The sequence below is a fragment of the Niastella vici genome, from assembly GCF_002077945.1.
Classification (GTDB): Bacteria; Bacteroidota; Bacteroidia; order Chitinophagales; family Chitinophagaceae; genus Niastella; species Niastella vici.
On record NZ_LVYD01000089.1, the window covers coordinates 1 to 19745 of the forward strand.

Sequence of the window (19745 nt, forward strand, 5' to 3'; positions counted from 1 at the left end):
AGTTTGCGCCCGTGCCGGGCGCACCAAAAGTAAAAGGACCGCTTTCGCGATCCTTTTTCCGAGGTTCCGGCCAGATTCGCCGGAGCCGTATAATTACCTAACAATCGATTGTCGCATTTTTTAGTCGAGCAATGGCCGATCAAAAAGTGGCTTTATGAGATTTATCTAATCTAATTCCAATCATTTGCGATATCATTTGCCACGTTTGGATTATAATCTTTCTCAACATTCGGGATGGGAAACAAGACATGCTTATCCTGAAAAGGTTGCGTGCCATCTGCAGGCTCAGCAGCCTTCAGACTGTTAATTACCTGTTTGGCAATGCCCCAACGAATGAGGTCAAAATAACGGCTTTGCTCACCACAAAGTTCCAGCTGTCTTTCACGCATCAGGATATTCATCGCTGCAGTTTGACTGCCACCCAAATTCAGGTAATTTACTGCTGCAACCCGTTGCCTTACCCTGTTTATGAGCCCCAGGGGTGTGGCGCCGAAATCGCCTTGTTGAATATAGGTTTCTGCAAGCATCAGCAATACATCTGCAAAACGGATAACCTGTCCATTGATGGAACTTTGTGGACCGCCAAAAGAAGCCACTTTATCATAATATTCATATTTTCTCCAGCTATAATCCCCTTGCGGATCAGCGGCATTGAATGGATAAGATATTTTTCCTGCAGAACAACTTTCACAATAAACCGTGTCACCACCGCTTGGTTTGTCACCATAGAATGTAGAATAGGCACGGGGGTCAACATAGGAAGTGCCGTTTACAGGATTTGCATATTTAAATGCTTTTACAGCGGCTGTTGTTACATAGGTATTCCACCAGTCTTTAAAGCCGTACTCCTGCGCTCTGCCGGTATGCGTGGCTTTTCCACCCCAGGTTTCCTGGCCACCAAACATATAATACTGGTTTCCTATAGACCAGTCTGTCCATGTACCGTTCATTACCTGAAAGATGTTCTCAACACTATTCTGGTTTGTTGTACTGAACAAATTATCATACGACGGATCCAGATCGTATGAATAGGGCGCCTGGGTAAGGAGTTTTAATGTTGATTGAGCAAGGGCCCATTTTTTTTCATACAAGTAGGATTTGCCTAATAATGCTGTGGCAGCGCCTCTGGTAGCCCTCCCCAGATCTGTTGATGCATAAGTAACAGGAAGATCGGGTATTGCTGAGGTAAGATCTGTTTCAATAAACTCCCAGATCGCTGTTGCAGGACTTCGGGGCGTATAGTTGTTTTTTAAAATATCCTCATATGTTTTTATCAGCGGAGCGGCTCCCCATAAATTAACGATGTGGAAATAAGCATATGACCTCAAAAATTTTGCCTCGGCAATATATTGCTTTGCGAGTTGCTGATCCGATGTAACCGATGGATTCCAAACGGTGGCACGGTCAATTACCACATTTGCACGGAATACCATCCGGTAAAGACTGTTCCATAACTGTGAGATGTTCTCCTGATTGGTGCCGAAGGAATAACTGCCCAATTGTGCGAAACCACCCTGCAGATTCGTGGTCCTTTTCGCTTCAAACCCCAGCATATCAAAAATATAATAGTAATCTCTTGCCCACAATCCCTGGTGAAGAAGGGTGGCGTAGGTTGATACTACAGCCTGATTCATAGCATCCTTGTTAGTAAAATAATTATTGAAATCGTAAGCACTTCTGCTTTCAAGGTCAAGTCTCGATTTTTTACAACTGCCAGCTCCAACTATCAATGAGGCTAACAGAAAGTATGCGATTATTTTTCTCATACAATTAATATTTTAAGTTTCAACTTCTTTTAAAACCAATATTTTTTTGAGATCTGTTACCTGAATTAAAATCCAAGCTGGATGCCAGCCATAAGGGTTCGTGGCTGAGGTAACGAACCATCATCAATTCCTCTTGCAAAGATGTACTGTGACGAAGCCCCGCCCTGGTTGCTCAACTCAGGATCATAACCACTGTATTTTGTAATGGTAAACAGGTTTTGAGCGGCGGCATAAATACGTATACTGCTAAATATATTTGTACCTGTCATGCGACTAATTACTTTCTGGGGCACCGAATAGCCAAGAGTAATATTTCTCAACCTCATATAAGCGCCATCTTCCAAACTCCAATCAGATGGCCGCACGTTTCCTGAAGCAGTTAAATTTTGACCAGCCCGTGGCAATTTGGCCACATCACCAGGCTTGCGCCAGCGATCGAGGATGGCAGTAGTGGCATTATGCCCTGTACCTTCCAAATGTGTATTACCTTTAATCCCGTTTATCACCTGAACCCCTGCAATACCTGATAAAACAATATTCAAATCAAAATTTCCATAATTTGCTCCGGCATTAAACCCGTAAATATATTTGGGTATCGGGCTGCCGAGGATCTGCTGATCCAGACTGTTTACAATTCCATCGCTATTCAGATCCTTAAATATGAAATCACCGGGTAATAGTCCATCCTGGAAAAGACCGCCTGGCGCCTTGGCATTCAATGCGCTTATTTCAGCCTGGTCTTTGGCAACATGATCGAGCCTGTAACCATAAAAAGCACCCACAGGAGAACCGGGAGCGGTATAAGTTATTGCTGACCCATTGACGGTGCCATCTTTAATGGGAGCTGCGAACTGCTTACCCAAACTCAACACCTTATTCTTGTTATAAGATATATTTGCATTGATATTGTAAGATAGCTTGCCTGCCTGATCATGATAACCAACCGTAAATTCAATACCCTTGTTCTGTGCACTTGCAGCGTTTGCATATATAGCAGGTTGTCCGCCGCTATTTGAAGCGCCAGTGCTTCCCGGAACAGGCACCTGTACTAAAAGATCAGAACTTTTACGGTTATACCAATCTACAGTCAAACTAATTTTGTTATTCAGAAAAGCAACGTCTAACCCGATATCTGTTTGCTCGGTTGCCTCCCATTTTATGCCAGGGTTGGCCAATGTGTTAATACTGGTGCCATTTGCCAATGCCTCACTTGAACCCAATGAATAAACAGCATTACCAGCGGGGCTCCCACTGAAGGTTAGTACGGAAGTGATACCGGTAGTTGGAATTTTGTTATTCCCTGTTTTTCCATATCCTGCCCGTAACTTGGCATTAGATATAAATGACACTGTTTTCATGAAATCTTCATCGCTTAGGTTCCAGGCAACCCCCACGCCCGGGAAATTACCAAAGCGATTTTTTTCTCCAAAGTTCGAAGCGCCGTCACTCCTGATACTTGCAGATATAATATATTTGGAATCATACGTATAACTTACACGTCCAAAATAAGAGACCATCGAAGGCTGGGCATACCCGTAAGAGCTAGATGTCACTGTTTGCGTAGGCGCCACACTGATATTTTGTACATTATCATTTGGCAGATTGGAACCTGCTGCAGTTAATCCGGACGATTCACCCGCATCAATATAGCTGTTACCTACAGTTGCAGACACCGCATGTTTGCCAAAACTACGATCATATGAAAAATAGTTTTCCAGGATATAACTAGAATAACTTCCGTAACCTAACGTTGCCTGGCGGGGAGAAGTGAGATAGTTTGACAATGTATATGGATACTTGTAGTTGGTGGCTTTACTGCCGCCTATTTCTGCAGAAAGCTGCGATCTGAAACGAAGCCCTTTAATAAGATTAACTTCTGCAAAGGTTTGAGGAAAGAAAATATAATCTGTTGAAACGGGGTGCTCCAGGTTTATGGACTGTAAAGGATTTATTGCATTGCTGAAATCTTCTACATTCGACATAATTGAATAACCGCCCGGAATGTTTTTGTCATAAACAGGTTTATAGGGCGCATAGCTTATAGCACCAGTCAAACTGGCCGTTTGGCCTTCGCTTTTTGTTCGCCTGATGGCAAGACTTTGGCCGAAATGAAAACGGCCCAGTTTCTCGTCAAGAGAGAAGCGTGCATTAAAACGTTTATTGACAAATTTTTCTACAATAGACTCCTGGCTGATATAGCCAAGCGATAATCCATAAGTAACTTTTTCGCTACCGCCACTCAGGTTTACATTACTTTCCGAAACCAGGGCATTACGGAAAATATTATTCTGCCAGTTGTTACTGTCCACAAGAACAGAAGGGGTGTTAAACTTTGCAGGCAGCGTGGTATTGCTTGTAGCAGCAAAATCTTTCAGGAGGTCAACATATTGTGCGGCATTCAGCAAATCTAATTGTTTCCATGCTTTTGCAACGCCCCATTGAGAGGTAACTGTTATTTTCGGTGCACCTGATTTAGCTTTTTTTGTAGTTACAATGACTACTCCGTTAGCTGCCGCGGAACCGTAAATGGCAGTGGATGATGCATCTTTCAATATTGTAATATTCTCAATATCCTGCGCACTTAATGTGTTGAAGAGGTTTTTATCGCTCTGAATACCATCAATAACATAAAGAGGGTCTACACTTGTAAATGAACCCGTACCACGAATAATGATCTGCGCATCAGCGCCCGGGGTACCGTTAGATTGTATAATCTGAACACCAGCTGATTTTCCTATCAGCAATTGTGAAGGATTGGTTGACGTAGTGGCGCCGGCCTCTTTAGTCGATACAATGTCTAATGCCCCAACAACATTTCGCTTTTTGGCGGTGCCATAACCGATGACCACGACCTCATCCATTTTGGTGAATTCTTCCTGTAATTGCAATGTAATTTCACCATTGCCTTCCACTTTTACTTCCCGGGGTTTGAAACCGACAGAAGTAATAACCAAAATATCACCTGGCGCTGCGTTAATATTAAAATGCCCCGATTCATCTGTTACCGCATTGATACTACTTCCCTTTATTTTTACTGAGACTCCGGGCACGGCCGTAGCTGTTCGCTCAGCAGTAATCGTACCCCTTATTTTGGCCGTTTGCGCCAAAGCGGAATAGCTTAGCAGCAAGACTGAAATCATTGTACAAAGCAGAAATTGCAGTGTCTCCTTTTTTGATCTTTTCATATTGAAGCGTTTGGTTTTGAATAATGATAATATATAACCGTTAGTTCGGTTTTCGTAAGAGTCAGGGGTTCAATGTTTTGATAGTTAAAGCAGCTTCAGGCAATCCCGGTGAAGTAACCGTTAATTTAATATCGCCTACACCGTGTGTACTTCTGATTACAACCAATGCACGTCCGTGCCATGCCTTGCGCGTATTGCCTGCATAGGGATCATAGTCTTTCAAATCAGCATTATCTATGCCTGCAATTACGCCCGGCCCTTCCATGTTCACATGCAGGCGGTTTGCAGCACCGTGTTGTAATACACCATCTTTGTCTGTGATCTCTATGGTAACATAAGACAGGTCTTGCCCATTGGCTACTATTTCCTTCCGGTCGGCAGTTAATTTTATTTTTGCACCATCGCCGGAAGTTTGCAGCATGGTTGATTCAATTTCTTTATCATTTTCCACTGCAACAGCTTTAAGCACACCTGGTAACCAGGTCACGGCAAATGTGGCTTTATACTCCTGTTCAGGGGTGGTTTCCTTTTCGCCAATAAGTTTGTTATTGAGGTAAAGTCTGACTTTGGCGTATTTTGAATACACTTCTACCTGAATAGTTTTCCCTTCAAACCCTGGCCACGTCCAACTTTCCCAGGTGGGCCAAACCGACCACCAGGTTTCTTTAATTTCGAGGGGTTCCTGTTGGGGTTCACGTACAGCCATGTAAAGCTTCTCCGTATTATTATACAGCAGACTTCTGTAATGTGATACAGGCTTTCTGCAGCCAATTAAATCAATATCGCCACAGTATGCACCATGCCAGGGGAAAAAATCATGCTCCCAGTGGTTCCCGGGTACTTCACCCGAATAATACCAACGGCCTATGCCCGATTCGCCCAAATAATCGATGGCTGTCCAAACAAAATCTCCAATGATATAACTATTATTTTGTTGCAGTTTCCAATTGGCAAACGCATCGCGGGGATACGATTCTGTTTGAACAATTATACGGGAAGGCACCCTTTCATGGTCGGCAGGCGCACTATACAAATGATAATTATAACCAGCTACATCATGTGCCGCCATAAGCTTATCAAAGGCTGCCCATTCCTTACCATTATCTACAACGGCTGAAGTAACCGGGCGGGTAGTATCTGTTTTCTTAACAGCATTTACAAGCATTTTAGCGGTCTCCACAGCTGCAGGATCACCCCGCTCCACTATTTCATTTCCTATACTCCACATAATTATGGAAGGATGATTCTGGTCGCGTAAAACCATTCCACCCAGATCGCGTTCCCACCATCGATCAAAATTTACAGCATAATCATACCTGTTTTTCCCTGCTTTCCAGCCATCAAATACCTCATCCAGTACCAGCAACCCTAATTTGTCGCAGGCGTTCAGCAATGATTCGCAAGGTGGATTGTGAGAAGTTCTTACCGCATTGAAGCCGGCGGCTTTCAGCAACTCAACTTTCCGTTCCTCGGCACGGTCAAAAGCTGCAGCACCGAGGCAACCATTATCATGATGTGCACAGCCACCGTTTATTTTCACTGTTTTGCCATTTAGCTGAAACCCTTTTTCAACAGTAAATTGTATTGACCGGATACCAAAAGCGGTTTTAGTGTCGTCAACTACCTGCCTGTCTTTGATCACCTGAACCTGGGCCAGGTATAAATCTGGCGTTTCGGGCGACCAAAGTAAGGGCCCCGATACACGTATAGATTGTGTGATCTCCTTTTCGCTGTTGGCGGGAAGTTCTATCTTAACCTGACCACTACCCGCACTTTTTGATTTTTTATCCCAAAGCTGCGTCTTAAGAACAATACTTTGGGTGGTAGCCATTTCGTTTTTCACCAATGTTTTTACCTGAACTGTTGCCTCTTTTGAAGTAATGCGCGGAGTGGTAATGGTAACACCCCAATGTGCCACATGCACCCGGCCGGTAACCATCATCCAAACATGGCGATAGATACCGGAACCGCTGTACCAGCGGCAGTTTACCTGTTGAGCGTTGTTTACCCTTACTGCTATCACATTTTCTTTACCAAATTCCAAATAAGCCGAAAGATCATAACTAAAGGAGGAATAGCCATAAGGATAAACCCCCAGGGATCTTCCATTGATAAACACTTCGGCGTTCATGTAAACGCCTTCGAAATAAACTGCAACGTTCCTGTTCTTCCACTCCGTGGGAACCTGGAAGCTTTTCCTGTACCAGCCGATGCCTGCAGGAAAGTACCCCCCTGCATTTCCTGTTGGATTTTTAGGATTTATTTTTCCTTCAATGCTCCAGTCATGCGGCAGATCGAGATGGCGCCAACGCTCATCATTGAAATCCTTTGAGCTGGCAGCAGCGGTATCGCCCAAAAAGAATTTCCAATCATCATCAAATAACTGCTTTCGCTCAATACCGGCAATGTTTTGCGCATAGCCAGCAAAACAACTTGCTGCCAGTAAGCATACCAATACTATTAATTTTGTATAATAACAGTCGCTTTTATATGGATTCAACCAGTACATATCCGTTTTTTCATATTTTTTTACAGGAGAATAAGTTATTTCAACCGTTCCCTTCATGGCAAAATCGAGATCCTGCCTGATTGCAGATCTTTTGCATCGGAACTCGTTCCATAACAGATCTCATATTCTCCAGGAGCAATCGCCATTTTTTGCAGGCGCGCATCATAAAATTCAAATGCAGCAGGCGTTAGTTCAATGGCAACCTGTTGCATTTTACCGGCCGGAATTTCCACACGCTTAAATCCTCTTAATGTTTTTAAAGGGCCATCTTTATCGTTCACTTTTCGAACATACACCTGTATAACCTCAGCGCCATAACGGTCACTGGTATTAGTTACAGGTATGGTCAATTGAATATTTTCGCCGGCTTTAATAGTGGTTTTACTTAACCGTGCAGCTGCGATCTTAAAGGTGGCATAACTCAATCCGTAACCGAAGGGAAAAAGTGCATCGTTCATGAACCGGTATGTACGGCCTTTCATGGAGTAATCTTCAAAATCGCCCAGTTGTTCTGAGGTCTTATAGAAAGTAACAGGCAGTTTTCCTGATGGGTTATAATCGCCAAAAAGTACGTCGGCAACGGCCTGTCCGCCTGATTGCCCGCCATACCAGGCCTGCAGGATGGCATCACAACTTTCCGTTTCAGGTGTTAAAGCAATGGCAGCGCCTGAGCAATTAACGAATACTATTTTTTTACCTGCTTTTTTCAACGCCTGTAAACATTTGCGTTGTGATTGGGGTAGTTCAATATTGGTTCGGTCGCCACCTTTAAACCCGTGGAATTCCACCGGCATTTCCTCTCCTTCCAATTTTGGTGAAATTCCACCAACAAAGATCACTGCATCTATTCCTTTCAGTTTGTTTATTAATTCACCGTAATCAACCGGGACCTCCCGGCCAATATTTAATTTAAGGCTTGCATCCATTCCATCGAAAATGGCTGAAAATTTAACCTCAATTTTGTAGTCTTTCCCTTTTTCAACCCTGTACGGAAGCCTGATTGGCGCTACCTGCCATACTTCCTTTGAAAACAATGGTTCATTGTTTACCATCACTTCGCCTTTTCCGCCAAATTCCAATCTTAACACTATTTCCTCCGATTCGCTGGCATGGTATACCGTTTCATATTTTCCGGAAAAATTTTTAAGATTTACCCCACGGCAAAATTGGTTTTGACCCGCAGTAGTTAATTGTACAGGACTTACCAGTTGCTCATATGCCACGGCATCGCCCTTAAACGCTGTGTTGTTCCAGTAAGTAGCCTTCATCCCCCATTTTCCATCAAAGGAGCAGTTTTCAAAAAGGCTTTGGGTAATCATGTCTTCAACCAGGTCGCAACCTTTATCATAAAATATATTGTCTGCAGGAAGTTTTGTTTTAACACCCTTCAAAATTGTAGTGATAGCTGACGGGAAACCATTGTAATTGCCCAACAACATAGATCCATCATCGGCATTGGGCCCTATTACTGCAATTTTCTTTGCTGATCCTGACAATGGAAGGATGTTGTTTTTATTTTGAAGCAGTGTCATTGACTCCCGGGCCATTTTAAGGGCCAATTCCCGATGCTCTTTTGAATCAATTACCGACACCGGGATCTTTGACCACGGCACCAATGAATCATTGTCCATTTCGCCTAAGTCGAAACGTGCTGTCAAGACCTTCGCCAAATGTTCATCTATTTCCTTTTCATTAATCAATCCTTTTTCAACAGCCTGCGGCAATTTATTGTATGCATAGCCCCAGCCGCATTCCACATCGGTTCCCGCCAAAACTCCTTTAGCGGCAGCATGAATGTCGTCGGAGGACACTTTATGATTTGTATAAAAATCCGCGATAGCACCGCAATCGGAAACAACGAGGTATTTGAACCCCCAGTCGTTGCGAAGGATCTTTTGCAACAGGCGTGTGCTGCCGCAACAGGGTTCATCATCCAACCGCTGATAGGCACACATCACTTCCCGCACATCGGCTTGCTGAACCAGCGCTTTGAATGCCGGCAAATAAGTTTCCCATAGATCACGCTGGTTAATGTTGTTCAGGTTCAGTGTATGCCGGCTCCACTCAGGGCCGGAATGTACCGCAAAATGTTTGGCGCATGCCAATAGTTTTTTATATTTTGAACCGGCAGGTCCCTGAAGTCCATTTACAACAGAAATCCCTATACGAGTGGTGAGGTAAGGGTCCTCTCCATAGGTTTCCTGTCCACGTCCCCATCGCGGGTCGCGGAAGATGTTTATGTTGGGGGTCCAAACAGACAAGCTCACAAACCGGCTATTTTCCTGCCCCGTCCTTTTAGCCTCCTGGTATTTCGCACGAAATTCATCGGAAACAGCATTGAAAACATCGTGAACAAGCTTATCGTCAAACGAAGCGGCCATCCCAATGGATTGAGGAAAAACAGATACGTTATAGCCATATCTGATGCCATGCAATGCTTCGCTCCACCAGTTGAATTTCTTAATGCCCAAACGGGGAACAGGCTCTGAGACATCACACATCAATGCCGCCTTTTCTTCCAGCGTTAAACGCGTTATTAAATCCCTGGCCCGTTCTTTTGAACCCAGCCGCGGGTTTTGATAAGGATGCTGCTGAGCCCATACGTTTAGCGTTACCATAAAACCTGCGATACCAAAAAAGGCCTTTTTCATTTTGTGATATTAGGTGCGTTTTATTTTATCGGGGATGGAGGTGCTGCCAATAAGGCATAAAAAGCAAAAGCACAGAAGTAGTTAAGCAGTAGCAGGGATCTTTTCATATACAGCAATCTTTTGGTCTGTGTTCTTGCTGTAAATCTATTGCTGTTCTGAGGTTAACATGGGACTCAAATGGTGCAAACTGCGGTATGAAATGGTGCAGGCAGGTAAATACGGTAATTACGAATACAACCAGTATTGCCAAAATGACTGCATTACATTGACCGGCGTATTTTTCAACTGCGCAAAAAAAAGGCCCACCGGAAGCTCTGATATAGCCGGGGGCCTTTATTGACTACCTGTTTTCCTGTTATCTAAAGTCTTATTTTTCGATCGTTATTTGTTTTATTAAGGGATCAACCTATCAATTAACCGTTATTACATTTTTGCCTTTTGTAACGCCACTTTCATTGAACGCATCTATAGTGAAATAATACTTTTGAAGGCTGTTTAAACTTCCTATTGTCAAAGATTCAGCTCCAAGAACCTGGTAAGTATGATACAACTTATCCTTTGCAACGCCGTATCGGATGTTGTAGCCAATTGCACCGGAAGATTTTGTCCAGTTTAATTTCACTACAGCATGATCATTTTTTGAACGTACTGCATGTAAATTCGCTACAACAGCTGGAACCTTTCCGCCGGCATTACCAAAAATCCGTAGCCCGGCAAGCGCAAACGTGCCATCGGGCACCCGATAATTCGTAAGTCGTACATACCGGGCCTTAACGGCTTTTTTCAATTCGATGTAATCATGGGGGAGATCTGTTTTGTTCTGCGTTTTATCTGTTAAAGTTTTCCAATTCCTGTTATCGGCGGAATACTCAAGCAGGTATTGATAATAGATCTCAGGGCTGCGACCCAACAATTTTGTTTCGTTTTCAGCATAATTTATTTGAACAGCGTTTATGATATTTTCTTTCTGCAGATCTATGGTTATCCATTCACCTTTATTGCCGGTTTTCGCACTCCAGAAGGTCCTTATCTCTTCATCCGTTGCAAAACTTTTAGGATGACCGGCCAACTCAGAAGATACCTGCACCGGTTTGTTATAAGAAAGCAACATCCATTTTGGGAACAATTCACCGGGGCCGGCAACTTTTTTTGTTGGGACCTTATATGGAAAATCGCCAAAGCCTGTGTATACATACATTTGACCATCCTTATCAAAAAAAGCAGGAAACAATCCAAGACGACGCTCAAACATGTGTTTTACGGAGATGGTCATTGTGGATATGTGCCAGTAATTGCCATATTTATCCTGAAAAGTGCTGCTATGTCCGGCACCAGCTATAAACCCTTCCGGTTTATACGAAGCAGGATTGTGATTGGCTAACTGAAAGGGACCAAGCGGCTTATCCGAAACATATACGCCGTCGCAGTAGCTTTTATACTGGGTACCAGGGCCTGAGTACTGCAGGTAATAGCTGCCGTTGTATTTCGTCATCCACGAACCTTCTATCCACGGATTTTCCCCCTCATTATTGTAGTCGCCTTTCCGTTCCCAACCAAAAACTTCTTTTTTGCTATTGAAAAGTTCAACAGGTTTTCCGATGGGATTCAACGTCTTTTTATCGAGTTCAACCCCATAAATGGGATTGAAGTTGGAGCAACCGTAATAAAAGAACAAGCGGCCATCATCATCAACCAATAAATCAGGGTCAGTCATTCCTATGGGAAAAGAAGCGTTTGCAATTTGCCATTTTCCCGACTTTGGATTGGCCGTTTTATAAATAGTCAGCGGCGCCCCATGTGAAGCCATGAAATATAAAGTATCGTTTAGCACTACAGCAGCAGGAGCATAATCTTCAAGTGGCAGGTCGTTTGTAGTTATCAGGTCCCAATTTATTAAATCAGTCGAATGAAAATAGCCGCCGGATTTTGAAGCAAACAGATAGTACCCGCCTTTATAAGCAACCATTGTTGGGTCGGCAGCCTCACGTCTTGAAGGAGTATCCAAACAAAACCTGTAACTCAAATTCACCGGGTTGCAAATTGTTCCCTGTTGTGAACAGGCTATAAAAGAAACAACAACAGAGGCAAACAGGATCAGCAACCTTTTAAACATTCGATTCATATGAAATAAATTAGTCTTGGCACATTTACCCCCCAGGACACCAGTAATTATTGTGCCCCCTGTATTAACGAATTGAGTGTCCGTTGATCCAATACCGTATTGCTGCTTCTGCTTAAGAGGCCGCCGGTATCCCACCAGAATGGCTCAAGCCCATTTGCGATTGCCTGGTTGGTGACAAACGTTGCCCAATGATCTACTGATGCCTGGTGTTTTTCCATATCCAAAGGGGTTGAGCGCCTGTAAGCGCCAAATTCACCCAGAATTACCGGAATTCCTTTATCGGCAAATTTCGCTTTCATTTTTTGAAATTCAGCAATAACATAATCTTCCTCACCCCATGTGGCATTACGGGCAGGCTCTATGGTAGAATGATTATTTTGTCCCCAATAATAAAACATATTGCCCCATGTGGCATCCGCGCTCATGAGACAGAACTGATACGGCGAATAGTAGTGTACTTCAGTCATCATGCGGTTAGGAGTAGGATCTGTAGGAAGCGTGTTCATCAATGTGGCAGCCTTATCAATATCTGTGGAAGGCGCCTGTACAACTAACACCCGATATGTATTGCGTCCACCCGTTGACCGCACTGCATTAATAAACGTTTGATGATAAGAAAGCAGGATATTCATCTGCGTGGCATTTTCTACAGGCGGTTCATTGGCGCTGGCAAATAGCAGGTGTTCATCAAAGTCACGCATTTTGGTAGCAATTTGCTCCCAAAATGCTTTTTGTTTTGCATTCACTGAAGCCTGCGCCTGGGTTGTAATATTATTGTCAAGCCATCCGCCATCCCAATGGATGTTAAGGATAGCATACAGGCTATCGTCAATACAATACTGCACTACCTGTTTTACGCGGTCAAGCCACTGGGCTTGTATCTCTGCTGTAGAAGCATTGGCATATTGATCCCATGAACACGGAATACGTACTGCATTAAATCCACTTTGTTTAATAAAATCGATATAAGATTTGGTAATTTGCGGATTACCCCATGCAGTTTCACCTCCAATCGCTTCCAATGTATTTCCGATATTTATTCCCAGTTTAATTTTTGAAGCAAGCTGAACAGCATTGCCCGACATACCGGTAGGGTCAGGTGGCAGTGGGTTGGTATTATAGCTGGGATAGGAAGCCCTTCTTGCGTTTGCGTCACCCTGGCTTTTTTCTCCGTTGATTGGGGTCGCAGACGAACGATTTATCTCCCTGTTGCAGGCGAATAAAGAGCAAATGGCAATAACAAGCAATGGCGTTAGATTAATGCGTCTCATTTGATTAAATTTTTTAAAGATTTACAATTATAATCAAGAGTTTGTGGACGATCTTTCAAGTGAAGCAATGCTGTAAAGCTACCTTAGCAGTGCTTGAACCGGGGGCGTCATTTGATGCAGATGAGGGCGCTGAATGTTGCAGGCAAATGGGTTTCATCCTATTTCAAGCGAAGAGACATGGACAGGTCCTTAAACAAATAAGACTTTGTTTTATACAAATCCGACCTTTTCAAACTTCATTAAATATTTATATATATTTTACAATCGATTGCTGAAGTTTTTATGAAGAGCTGGTTTCGGGTAAGCACCTTCCCAGGATCATTTCATTCATGATATTTAAATAAAAACGACTTACATATGAATAGACGGAAATTGATAAAAGGGATGGCCGCCACCTTACCTGCATGGTGGCTTTCAAAAACATTCGGCGAACCATTGCCGGATCTTTACAAATATGGAGAGCCGGGCGAAAAAATGGCCAAAGGTCCCTTTAACCCCAACTGGGATTCGCTTGAAAAATATACGGTACCCGACTGGTTTCGCGATGCCAAATTCGGCATGTGGGCCCACTGGGGCGCCCAATGCCAGCCGGAACATGGCGACTGGTACGCACGATTCATGTACGTAGAAGGAAATGAGCATTATAAATATCACCTCGAAAAATACGGACATCCTTCAAAAGTAGGGTTCAAAGATGTGATCCATCAATGGAAGGCCGAAAACTGGAATCCCGATCAGTTGGTGGAATTGTATAAAAAAGCAGGGGCACAGTACTTTGTAGCCATGGCTAATCACCACGACAATTTCGACAATTATAACAGTCGCTACCAACCGTGGAACTCTGTTAAGGTGGGGCCCAAAAAAGATCTTATCGGCGGATGGGCAAAGGCCGCGCAAAAACAAGGGTTGCGGTTTGGCGTAAGCGTGCATGCAGCCCATGCCTGGCCGTGGTACGAAACAGCGCAAAGAAGCGATAAAAGCGGCCCAATGGCCGGCATACCATATGATGGCAAATTAACAAAAGCCGATGGCAAAGGCACCTGGTGGGAAGGGTTGGACCCGCAGCAATTGTATGCGCAAAACCATGCGCTCAGCGCCGGCAGCGAAAACGTCAATACCATTCATAAACAATGGCATTGGGGTGAAGGCGTTTGCGTTCCGGATAAGGCATACTGCGAAAGCTTTTATAACAGAACGGTTGACCTCATCAATAAATACCATCCCGACCTGGTATATTTTGATGACACGGCATTGCCTTTATGGCCCATTAGTGATGCCGGTTTGCGCATTGCGGCACACATGTATAATGAGAGCATCAACAGGCACGGAAAGCTGGAAGCTGTTATTAATGGAAAGATCCTCGATGAAAAACAACGTAAATGCATGGTATGGGATATTGAGAAAGGCTCCAGCAATAATATAGAGCCCCTACCCTGGCAAACCTGTACCTGTATCGGCGGTTGGCATTACGATCGCCGTATCTACGATCGAAAAGAATATAAAAGCGTTCGCGACGTAGTGAACCAGTTGGTTGACGTAGTAAGTAAAAACGGTAACCTGCTGCTGAACATACCGGTACGCGCCGATGGCACTATAGACGAACAGGAACTGGCGGTAGTGCAGGATATTGGTAAATGGATGGCCGTCAACAGCGAAGCCATATTTGCTACAAGGCCATGGAAAATATTTGGCGAAGGCCCCTCAATTGCCAATGCCAAACCTTTACACGGGCAGGGTTTCAATGAAGGAGCGGCAAGGCTTTTTACGGCAGAAGATCTCAGGTTTACCCAAAAAGGTAACGCATTATATGCTACCTTTTTTGGATGGCCCGAAAATAAACAGGTGGTTGTAAGATCTCTTGCAGCTGGTTCGCCACAGGTTGGCAACAAAAAAGTAACGGAAGTGAATTTACTGGGGTATACAGGAAAGGTGCAATGGGAACAGGGAGCAGAAGGTTTGCTGGTAAAGCTTCCGGATAATAAACCCTGTGACAATGCTTTTGCCCTGAAAATTTCAGGCATTACCGGATAATCAATTTTCGCCTTTCGATTATTGCAAAGAAAGCCGCAGAGGATCTATTCTCAGCGGCTTTCTTTGTTTCACCAATGTCAATAGTAACAGCCATACGTGGGCCGATGAATTATTTTGCGTTTATAACGATCGTTGCACCCTGCAATCCTGCTGCAGTTGCAGTAAGCATAATCTGACCTGCTTTCCTGTTCGACTGCACCACTGCAAGCGCCAGCCCCCTGAACGCTTTTTTATTATCTGCTTTGAAAGATGACAGGTCGGCCTGGTAGCCGTTATCTACACCTGCAATGACACCTTCGCCTTTAATTTTAAAGATTATAAGATCATTGGCGTTGGGCACCGGATTGCCGTCGCGGTCAACAATTTTCACTGTTACAAAAGAAAGGTCTTCTCCATTGGCTTTAATATTACTTCTGTCAGCCGTTAAAATGATCTTTGCCGGCGCCCCTGCTGTTCTTATTTCTTTGGTCATAACCAATTTGCCATTTTTTCTGGAAACGGCCTTTACGTTGCCGGGTTCATATTTTACACGCCACATCACATGCAGGTCGTCGCCTGTTTTTCTTTTTACGCCCTGCGATTTTCCATTAATGAAGAGTTCCACCTCGTCAGCGTTGTTGTAGTAAGCCCACATGTCGATGGTTTCACCGGGTTTCCAGTTCCAATGGGGGAACAGGTGCAATACATTGTTCGTGGTAAATACGCTTTGGTATAAATAGTAAGCATCTTTAGGGAAGCCCGCCAGGTCAACAATACCAAAGTAAGAGCTACGTGCAGGCCATGGATACGGCGTGGGTTCGCCTATGTAATCGAAACCCGTCCAGATAAACATGCCACTAACATTATCGTTCTTTAAAAAATGCTTTAGTGTTTCTATATGCGTACCGCCCCATGGCGCTGAGCAATTCTCGTAGGCCGAGCAGGTCAGATCTGCATTGGCGCCTTCAACCGGCAGATCCCAGCGCAAAGGCCAGCGGCGGATACTGTCGGAGGGCATATCATAACTGCCACGTGTTTGCAGGGCCGATGCCGATTCGGTTATAATAAAAGGTTTGCGCCCCCAGGTTTTTTGTACCGAGTCAGCACTCCACCTGTGATGATTGTAGTTATATCCGATCATATCGGTAACATTTGCATGCAGCAATACGTTCCAGGGATTGGTTTCATTATTGGCGGTTACCGTAGGCCTGTCATCCAACCCCTTTACAATATTGTGAAGATCGCGCAGAATACCTGCTCCGCTTGTATCATCGCCTTTCTTCCATTGCTCCTGTATTTCATTTCCTATACTCCACATAAAAACAGCTGGATGGTTACGATCCCGTACAACCTGGTCTTCCAGATCTTTTTTGTACCATTGGTCAAAATCCAGGTGATAATCATACCTGTTCTTTTCCTGCTTCCACATATCAAAGGCTTCATCCATTACAATAAAACCCATTTTGTCGCATAGGTTCAGCAGTTCTGGCGCCGGTGGATTGTGGGACGTACGGATACCATTAATACCCATACCTTTTAAGATCTGCAGTTGACGCTCAAGCGCCCTTGTATTGACCGCTGTTCCCAAACAACCCAAATCATGATGGTTGCATACACCGGTTATCTTAACGTGTTTACCGTTCAGGAAAAATCCTTTATCGGCGTCGAAGGAAAAATACCGCACCCCAAAAGGAGTCGTGTATTGATCTACGGTTTTCCCGTTTGAGATGATATTGATAACGGCCTTATACAGGTATGGCCGGTCAACCGACCATAATACCGGGTTATTGATCACAAACTTTTGTGTAAGGGTTACGGTTGTATCCTGCACAGGCGTCAACGGAGAGGAAAGTTTTGCCACTTCCACTCCCCCACTATTATAAATGGTAGTAGCTGCAACAACAGTTTGATTTTTTCCCGCAGGTAAATTGACCGTTATCCGGAGATGAGCTGTCGCCTTTTTATCAGTTACTTCGGGCGTGGTAAGGTATGTTCCCCATTGGGCAACATGTGTTTTGCCGGTAATAGTAAGCCAAACATTCCGGTAGATACCAGAGCCGCTGTACCAGCGGCTGTTTGGCTGTTGCGAATTATCCACTTTTACCGCTATCACATTGGACGCATTGCCAAAGTTAACATAGGGAGTAAGTTCATACTGAAAAGAAATATATCCATTCGGTCTTTTGCCCAGATAATGCCCATTGATCCACACCTCACTGTTACGGTAAACACCATCGAACAGGATGGCTACCCTCTTTTCTTTTTCGGATGCCGGAACTGTAAATGTTTTCCGGTACCAGCCAATGCCACCGCGCAAAGCGCCACCACCTGTACCAGTTGGGCTGGTACTGTCGAAAGGTAATTCAATACTCCAGTCGTGAGGAAGATCTAATTGCCGCCATGTATTATCATTAAAAGCCGGATCAGCCGCAGCGGCATCACCGGGAAAAAATTTCCATCCTGCATTAAAGGAAAAAGTTCCCGCCGGCTTTATTTGTGCTGTTACGTTTGTGATAATTAATAAAGACCCTATCAAAAAAAGAAGACATTTATTCCATTTCATTTACTTCACTTGTTAATTTTTGCTAAGTAGTACTGCTGATTGTAACTAATTTCAAAGCCTGACGAGGTTTAAAAAGTAAACATCATTTTCACGGATCTCCAGTTCCTTTAAAAAGGGCATTCCGTTCTTTATTGTAATAACTTCCCTGGAAACCGGTGAGCCGTCATTCTGTTTCTTTATTTGTTCCACCTGCTGCCTGGTCAATTGCGCAGGCCTGCCCATGGTAAGATAGGTGGAATACGCATCGTTGCAGCGGTAACCTGTTTTATACATTTCAAGGGCATACATACCGTCAGGTACATTTGCGATATTGACCTTTAATTTTCCTTTTGATCTTGCTGGTAAATCGCGGATATAGTACACCTGGTTGTGCACGGAATCGCCCGGATGCGTGTTGGTGAAATCCCAAACCAGCGCCTGCACATTGCCGGTTGAATCGCGGCAAACCCATGAACAGGAATCGTTATTGGCCAGTTCAAGATCTCCCAGCCGGTTTATGAACTGGTATGCATAGAATACCGGCTTATTAATGCCCTGGGTATTCAACATGCCAAAACCGCCATGAAAAGGGGTAAAGCGCGGGCCTGATTCTTCGAAAATATCGGTAAAAACCCAATACGACATAGAGTTGGCGGCACTGCCAACCTGCTTCAATTTTTGCAGCACATACGCGGCCTCGTGATAGCTGTCATGAATGGGATCGGCCGGCGTATAGGATGCACTCCACTCAGTGTAATGGAGTTCCAGGTTTGGCATTGGCGAAGCGGCAATTTCCCTGCGCGACTGCAATACATCACCGCTAACGCTCATAGGATTTTTATCGAGTACAGTGCCACCATTGCCATACTCATCAAGGAACCCCTGCTTTACGCCGTAAGCATGGGTACTGATAAAATCTATGGGCACATTATTCTTATGGCAATAATCAATCGTTTCAGATTCCCAGGCAGCTCCGGCAGTTCCCGGTCCGCCAACACGATACGCTTTGTTTACACTTTTGACTGCCTCGGCAGTGTATTTGTATAATTTAAAATAATCGGCCTGCGTTCCGGTCCAGAATCCGGGTGAAAGATTCGGTTCATTCCACACTTCAAAATACCAGGTCTTTACTTCCTCTGCGCCATAACGCTCTGTGAAATGCTGCACCACGTTACGGATCAAATCAGCCCATTTGTTGTAGTCTCGTGGCGGTGTAACATTTCCCCGCCACCAAAAGATCGTTTGGGGACCACTGGCCAGTGCGGAAGGCATAAACCCCAGTTCAACAAAGGGTTTCATTCCAATGCTGTGTAAAAAATCGAACAATACATCAACATACATGTAATTGTACTCAGGTTTACCATGATTATCTTCTTTATAAACCGCCATGTCATCTGTTAAAAGACCGTGCATGCGGATATACCTGAAACCGCATTCTTTTCTTACATAAGCCAGCTGCTGCTGCCAATCGGCCCGCAGGCCTTCGTTTGCACGGCCTGCGCCAACACAGGCGTTATACATGGTATTGGTTTTTCCTGCGACTTTGTTGAAGTCGATCTGTAATACCCGTTCGGGAATGGCCGGTTTGTTCTGTTTTGAGGATTGGGCAATCAGTTTTCCTGACAGGGAATAATTCAGGATTGCCAATAAAAAAAGTGTTTTTTTCATTTGTAATTTTCCGTGTATTTA

The 19745-nt window shown here is 44.2% G+C and carries 9 protein-coding genes; 1 reads left to right on the plus strand and 8 read right to left on the minus strand.

Annotated features, from left to right (window positions below; translation table 11 throughout):
* Nucleotides 1-170 precede the first annotated feature (170 nt).
* From A3860_RS34150 to A3860_RS34175, 6 genes are all read right to left on the minus strand, one after another.
* Nucleotides 171-1766 (minus strand): RagB/SusD family nutrient uptake outer membrane protein, encoded by a 1596-nt coding sequence (locus A3860_RS34150; RefSeq protein ID WP_081155062.1) that lies wholly within the window; start codon nt 1764-1766, stop codon nt 171-173.
* A gap of 65 nt (nt 1767-1831) precedes the next feature.
* Nucleotides 1832-4951 carry a SusC/RagA family TonB-linked outer membrane protein gene (locus A3860_RS34155; RefSeq protein WP_081155064.1) on the minus strand — a complete coding sequence of 1040 codons (3120 nt, stop codon included), beginning with the start codon at nt 4949-4951 and terminating at the stop codon, nt 1832-1834.
* 61 nt (nt 4952-5012) lie between these two features.
* Complete coding sequence (locus A3860_RS34160; protein WP_216823571.1) at nt 5013-7517, minus strand: glycoside hydrolase family 2 TIM barrel-domain containing protein; 2505 nt, start codon at nt 7515-7517, stop codon at nt 5013-5015.
* Nucleotides 7514-10111: a xylan 1,4-beta-xylosidase gene (gene xyl3A, locus A3860_RS34165; protein ID WP_081155067.1), complete on the minus strand. Its 2598-nt coding sequence runs from the start codon at nt 10109-10111 to the stop codon at nt 7514-7516. The genes A3860_RS34160 and xyl3A overlap by 4 nt, the downstream gene beginning before the upstream one ends.
* Nucleotides 10112-10520: 409 nt before the next feature.
* Nucleotides 10521-12233, minus strand: coding sequence for a family 43 glycosylhydrolase (locus A3860_RS34170; protein WP_081155070.1), 1713 nt, complete (start codon nt 12231-12233; stop codon nt 10521-10523).
* A gap of 47 nt (nt 12234-12280) precedes the next feature.
* Complete coding sequence (locus A3860_RS34175; RefSeq protein ID WP_081155073.1) at nt 12281-13504, minus strand: glycoside hydrolase family 5 protein; 1224 nt, start codon at nt 13502-13504, stop codon at nt 12281-12283.
* A gap of 357 nt (nt 13505-13861) precedes the next feature.
* On the opposite strand from A3860_RS34175, the gene A3860_RS34180 reads away from it, so the two are divergent.
* Complete coding sequence (locus tag A3860_RS34180; RefSeq protein WP_081155075.1) at nt 13862-15535, plus strand: alpha-L-fucosidase; 1674 nt, start codon at nt 13862-13864, stop codon at nt 15533-15535.
* 109 nt (nt 15536-15644) lie between these two features.
* Here the strand turns inward: A3860_RS34180 and A3860_RS34185 are convergent, their stop codons facing one another.
* Together A3860_RS34185 and A3860_RS34190 are read right to left on the minus strand one after the other, a co-directional pair.
* Nucleotides 15645-18077 carry a glycoside hydrolase family 2 TIM barrel-domain containing protein gene (locus A3860_RS34185; RefSeq protein ID WP_081155078.1) on the minus strand — a complete coding sequence of 811 codons (2433 nt, stop codon included), beginning with the start codon at nt 18075-18077 and terminating at the stop codon, nt 15645-15647.
* A gap of 51 nt (nt 18078-18128) precedes the next feature.
* The gene (locus A3860_RS34190) at nt 18129-19724 is read right to left on the minus strand and encodes a GH39 family glycosyl hydrolase (RefSeq protein ID WP_081155079.1); all 1596 of its coding nucleotides are present in this window, start codon (nt 19722-19724) and stop codon (nt 18129-18131) included.
* Nucleotides 19725-19745 lie beyond the last annotated feature (21 nt).

Coding starts and splice junctions, on each gene's coding strand:
- A3860_RS34150 (WP_081155062.1), bottom strand. CDS start 1,766: ATGAGAAAAATAATCGCATACTTTCTGTTAGCCTCATTGATAGTTGGA.
- A3860_RS34155 (WP_081155064.1), bottom strand. CDS start 4,951: ATGAAAAGATCAAAAAAGGAGACACTGCAATTTCTGCTTTGTACAATG.
- A3860_RS34160 (WP_216823571.1), bottom strand. CDS start 7,517: ATGAAGGGAACGGTTGAAATAACTTATTCTCCTGTAAAAAAATATGAA.
- xyl3A (WP_081155067.1), bottom strand. CDS start 10,111: ATGAAAAAGGCCTTTTTTGGTATCGCAGGTTTTATGGTAACGCTAAAC.
- A3860_RS34170 (WP_081155070.1), bottom strand. CDS start 12,233: ATGAATCGAATGTTTAAAAGGTTGCTGATCCTGTTTGCCTCTGTTGTT.
- A3860_RS34175 (WP_081155073.1), bottom strand. CDS start 13,504: ATGAGACGCATTAATCTAACGCCATTGCTTGTTATTGCCATTTGCTCT.
- A3860_RS34180 (WP_081155075.1), top strand. CDS start 13,862: ATGAATAGACGGAAATTGATAAAAGGGATGGCCGCCACCTTACCTGCA.
- A3860_RS34185 (WP_081155078.1), bottom strand. CDS start 18,077: ATGAAATGGAATAAATGTCTTCTTTTTTTGATAGGGTCTTTATTAATT.
- A3860_RS34190 (WP_081155079.1), bottom strand. CDS start 19,724: ATGAAAAAAACACTTTTTTTATTGGCAATCCTGAATTATTCCCTGTCA.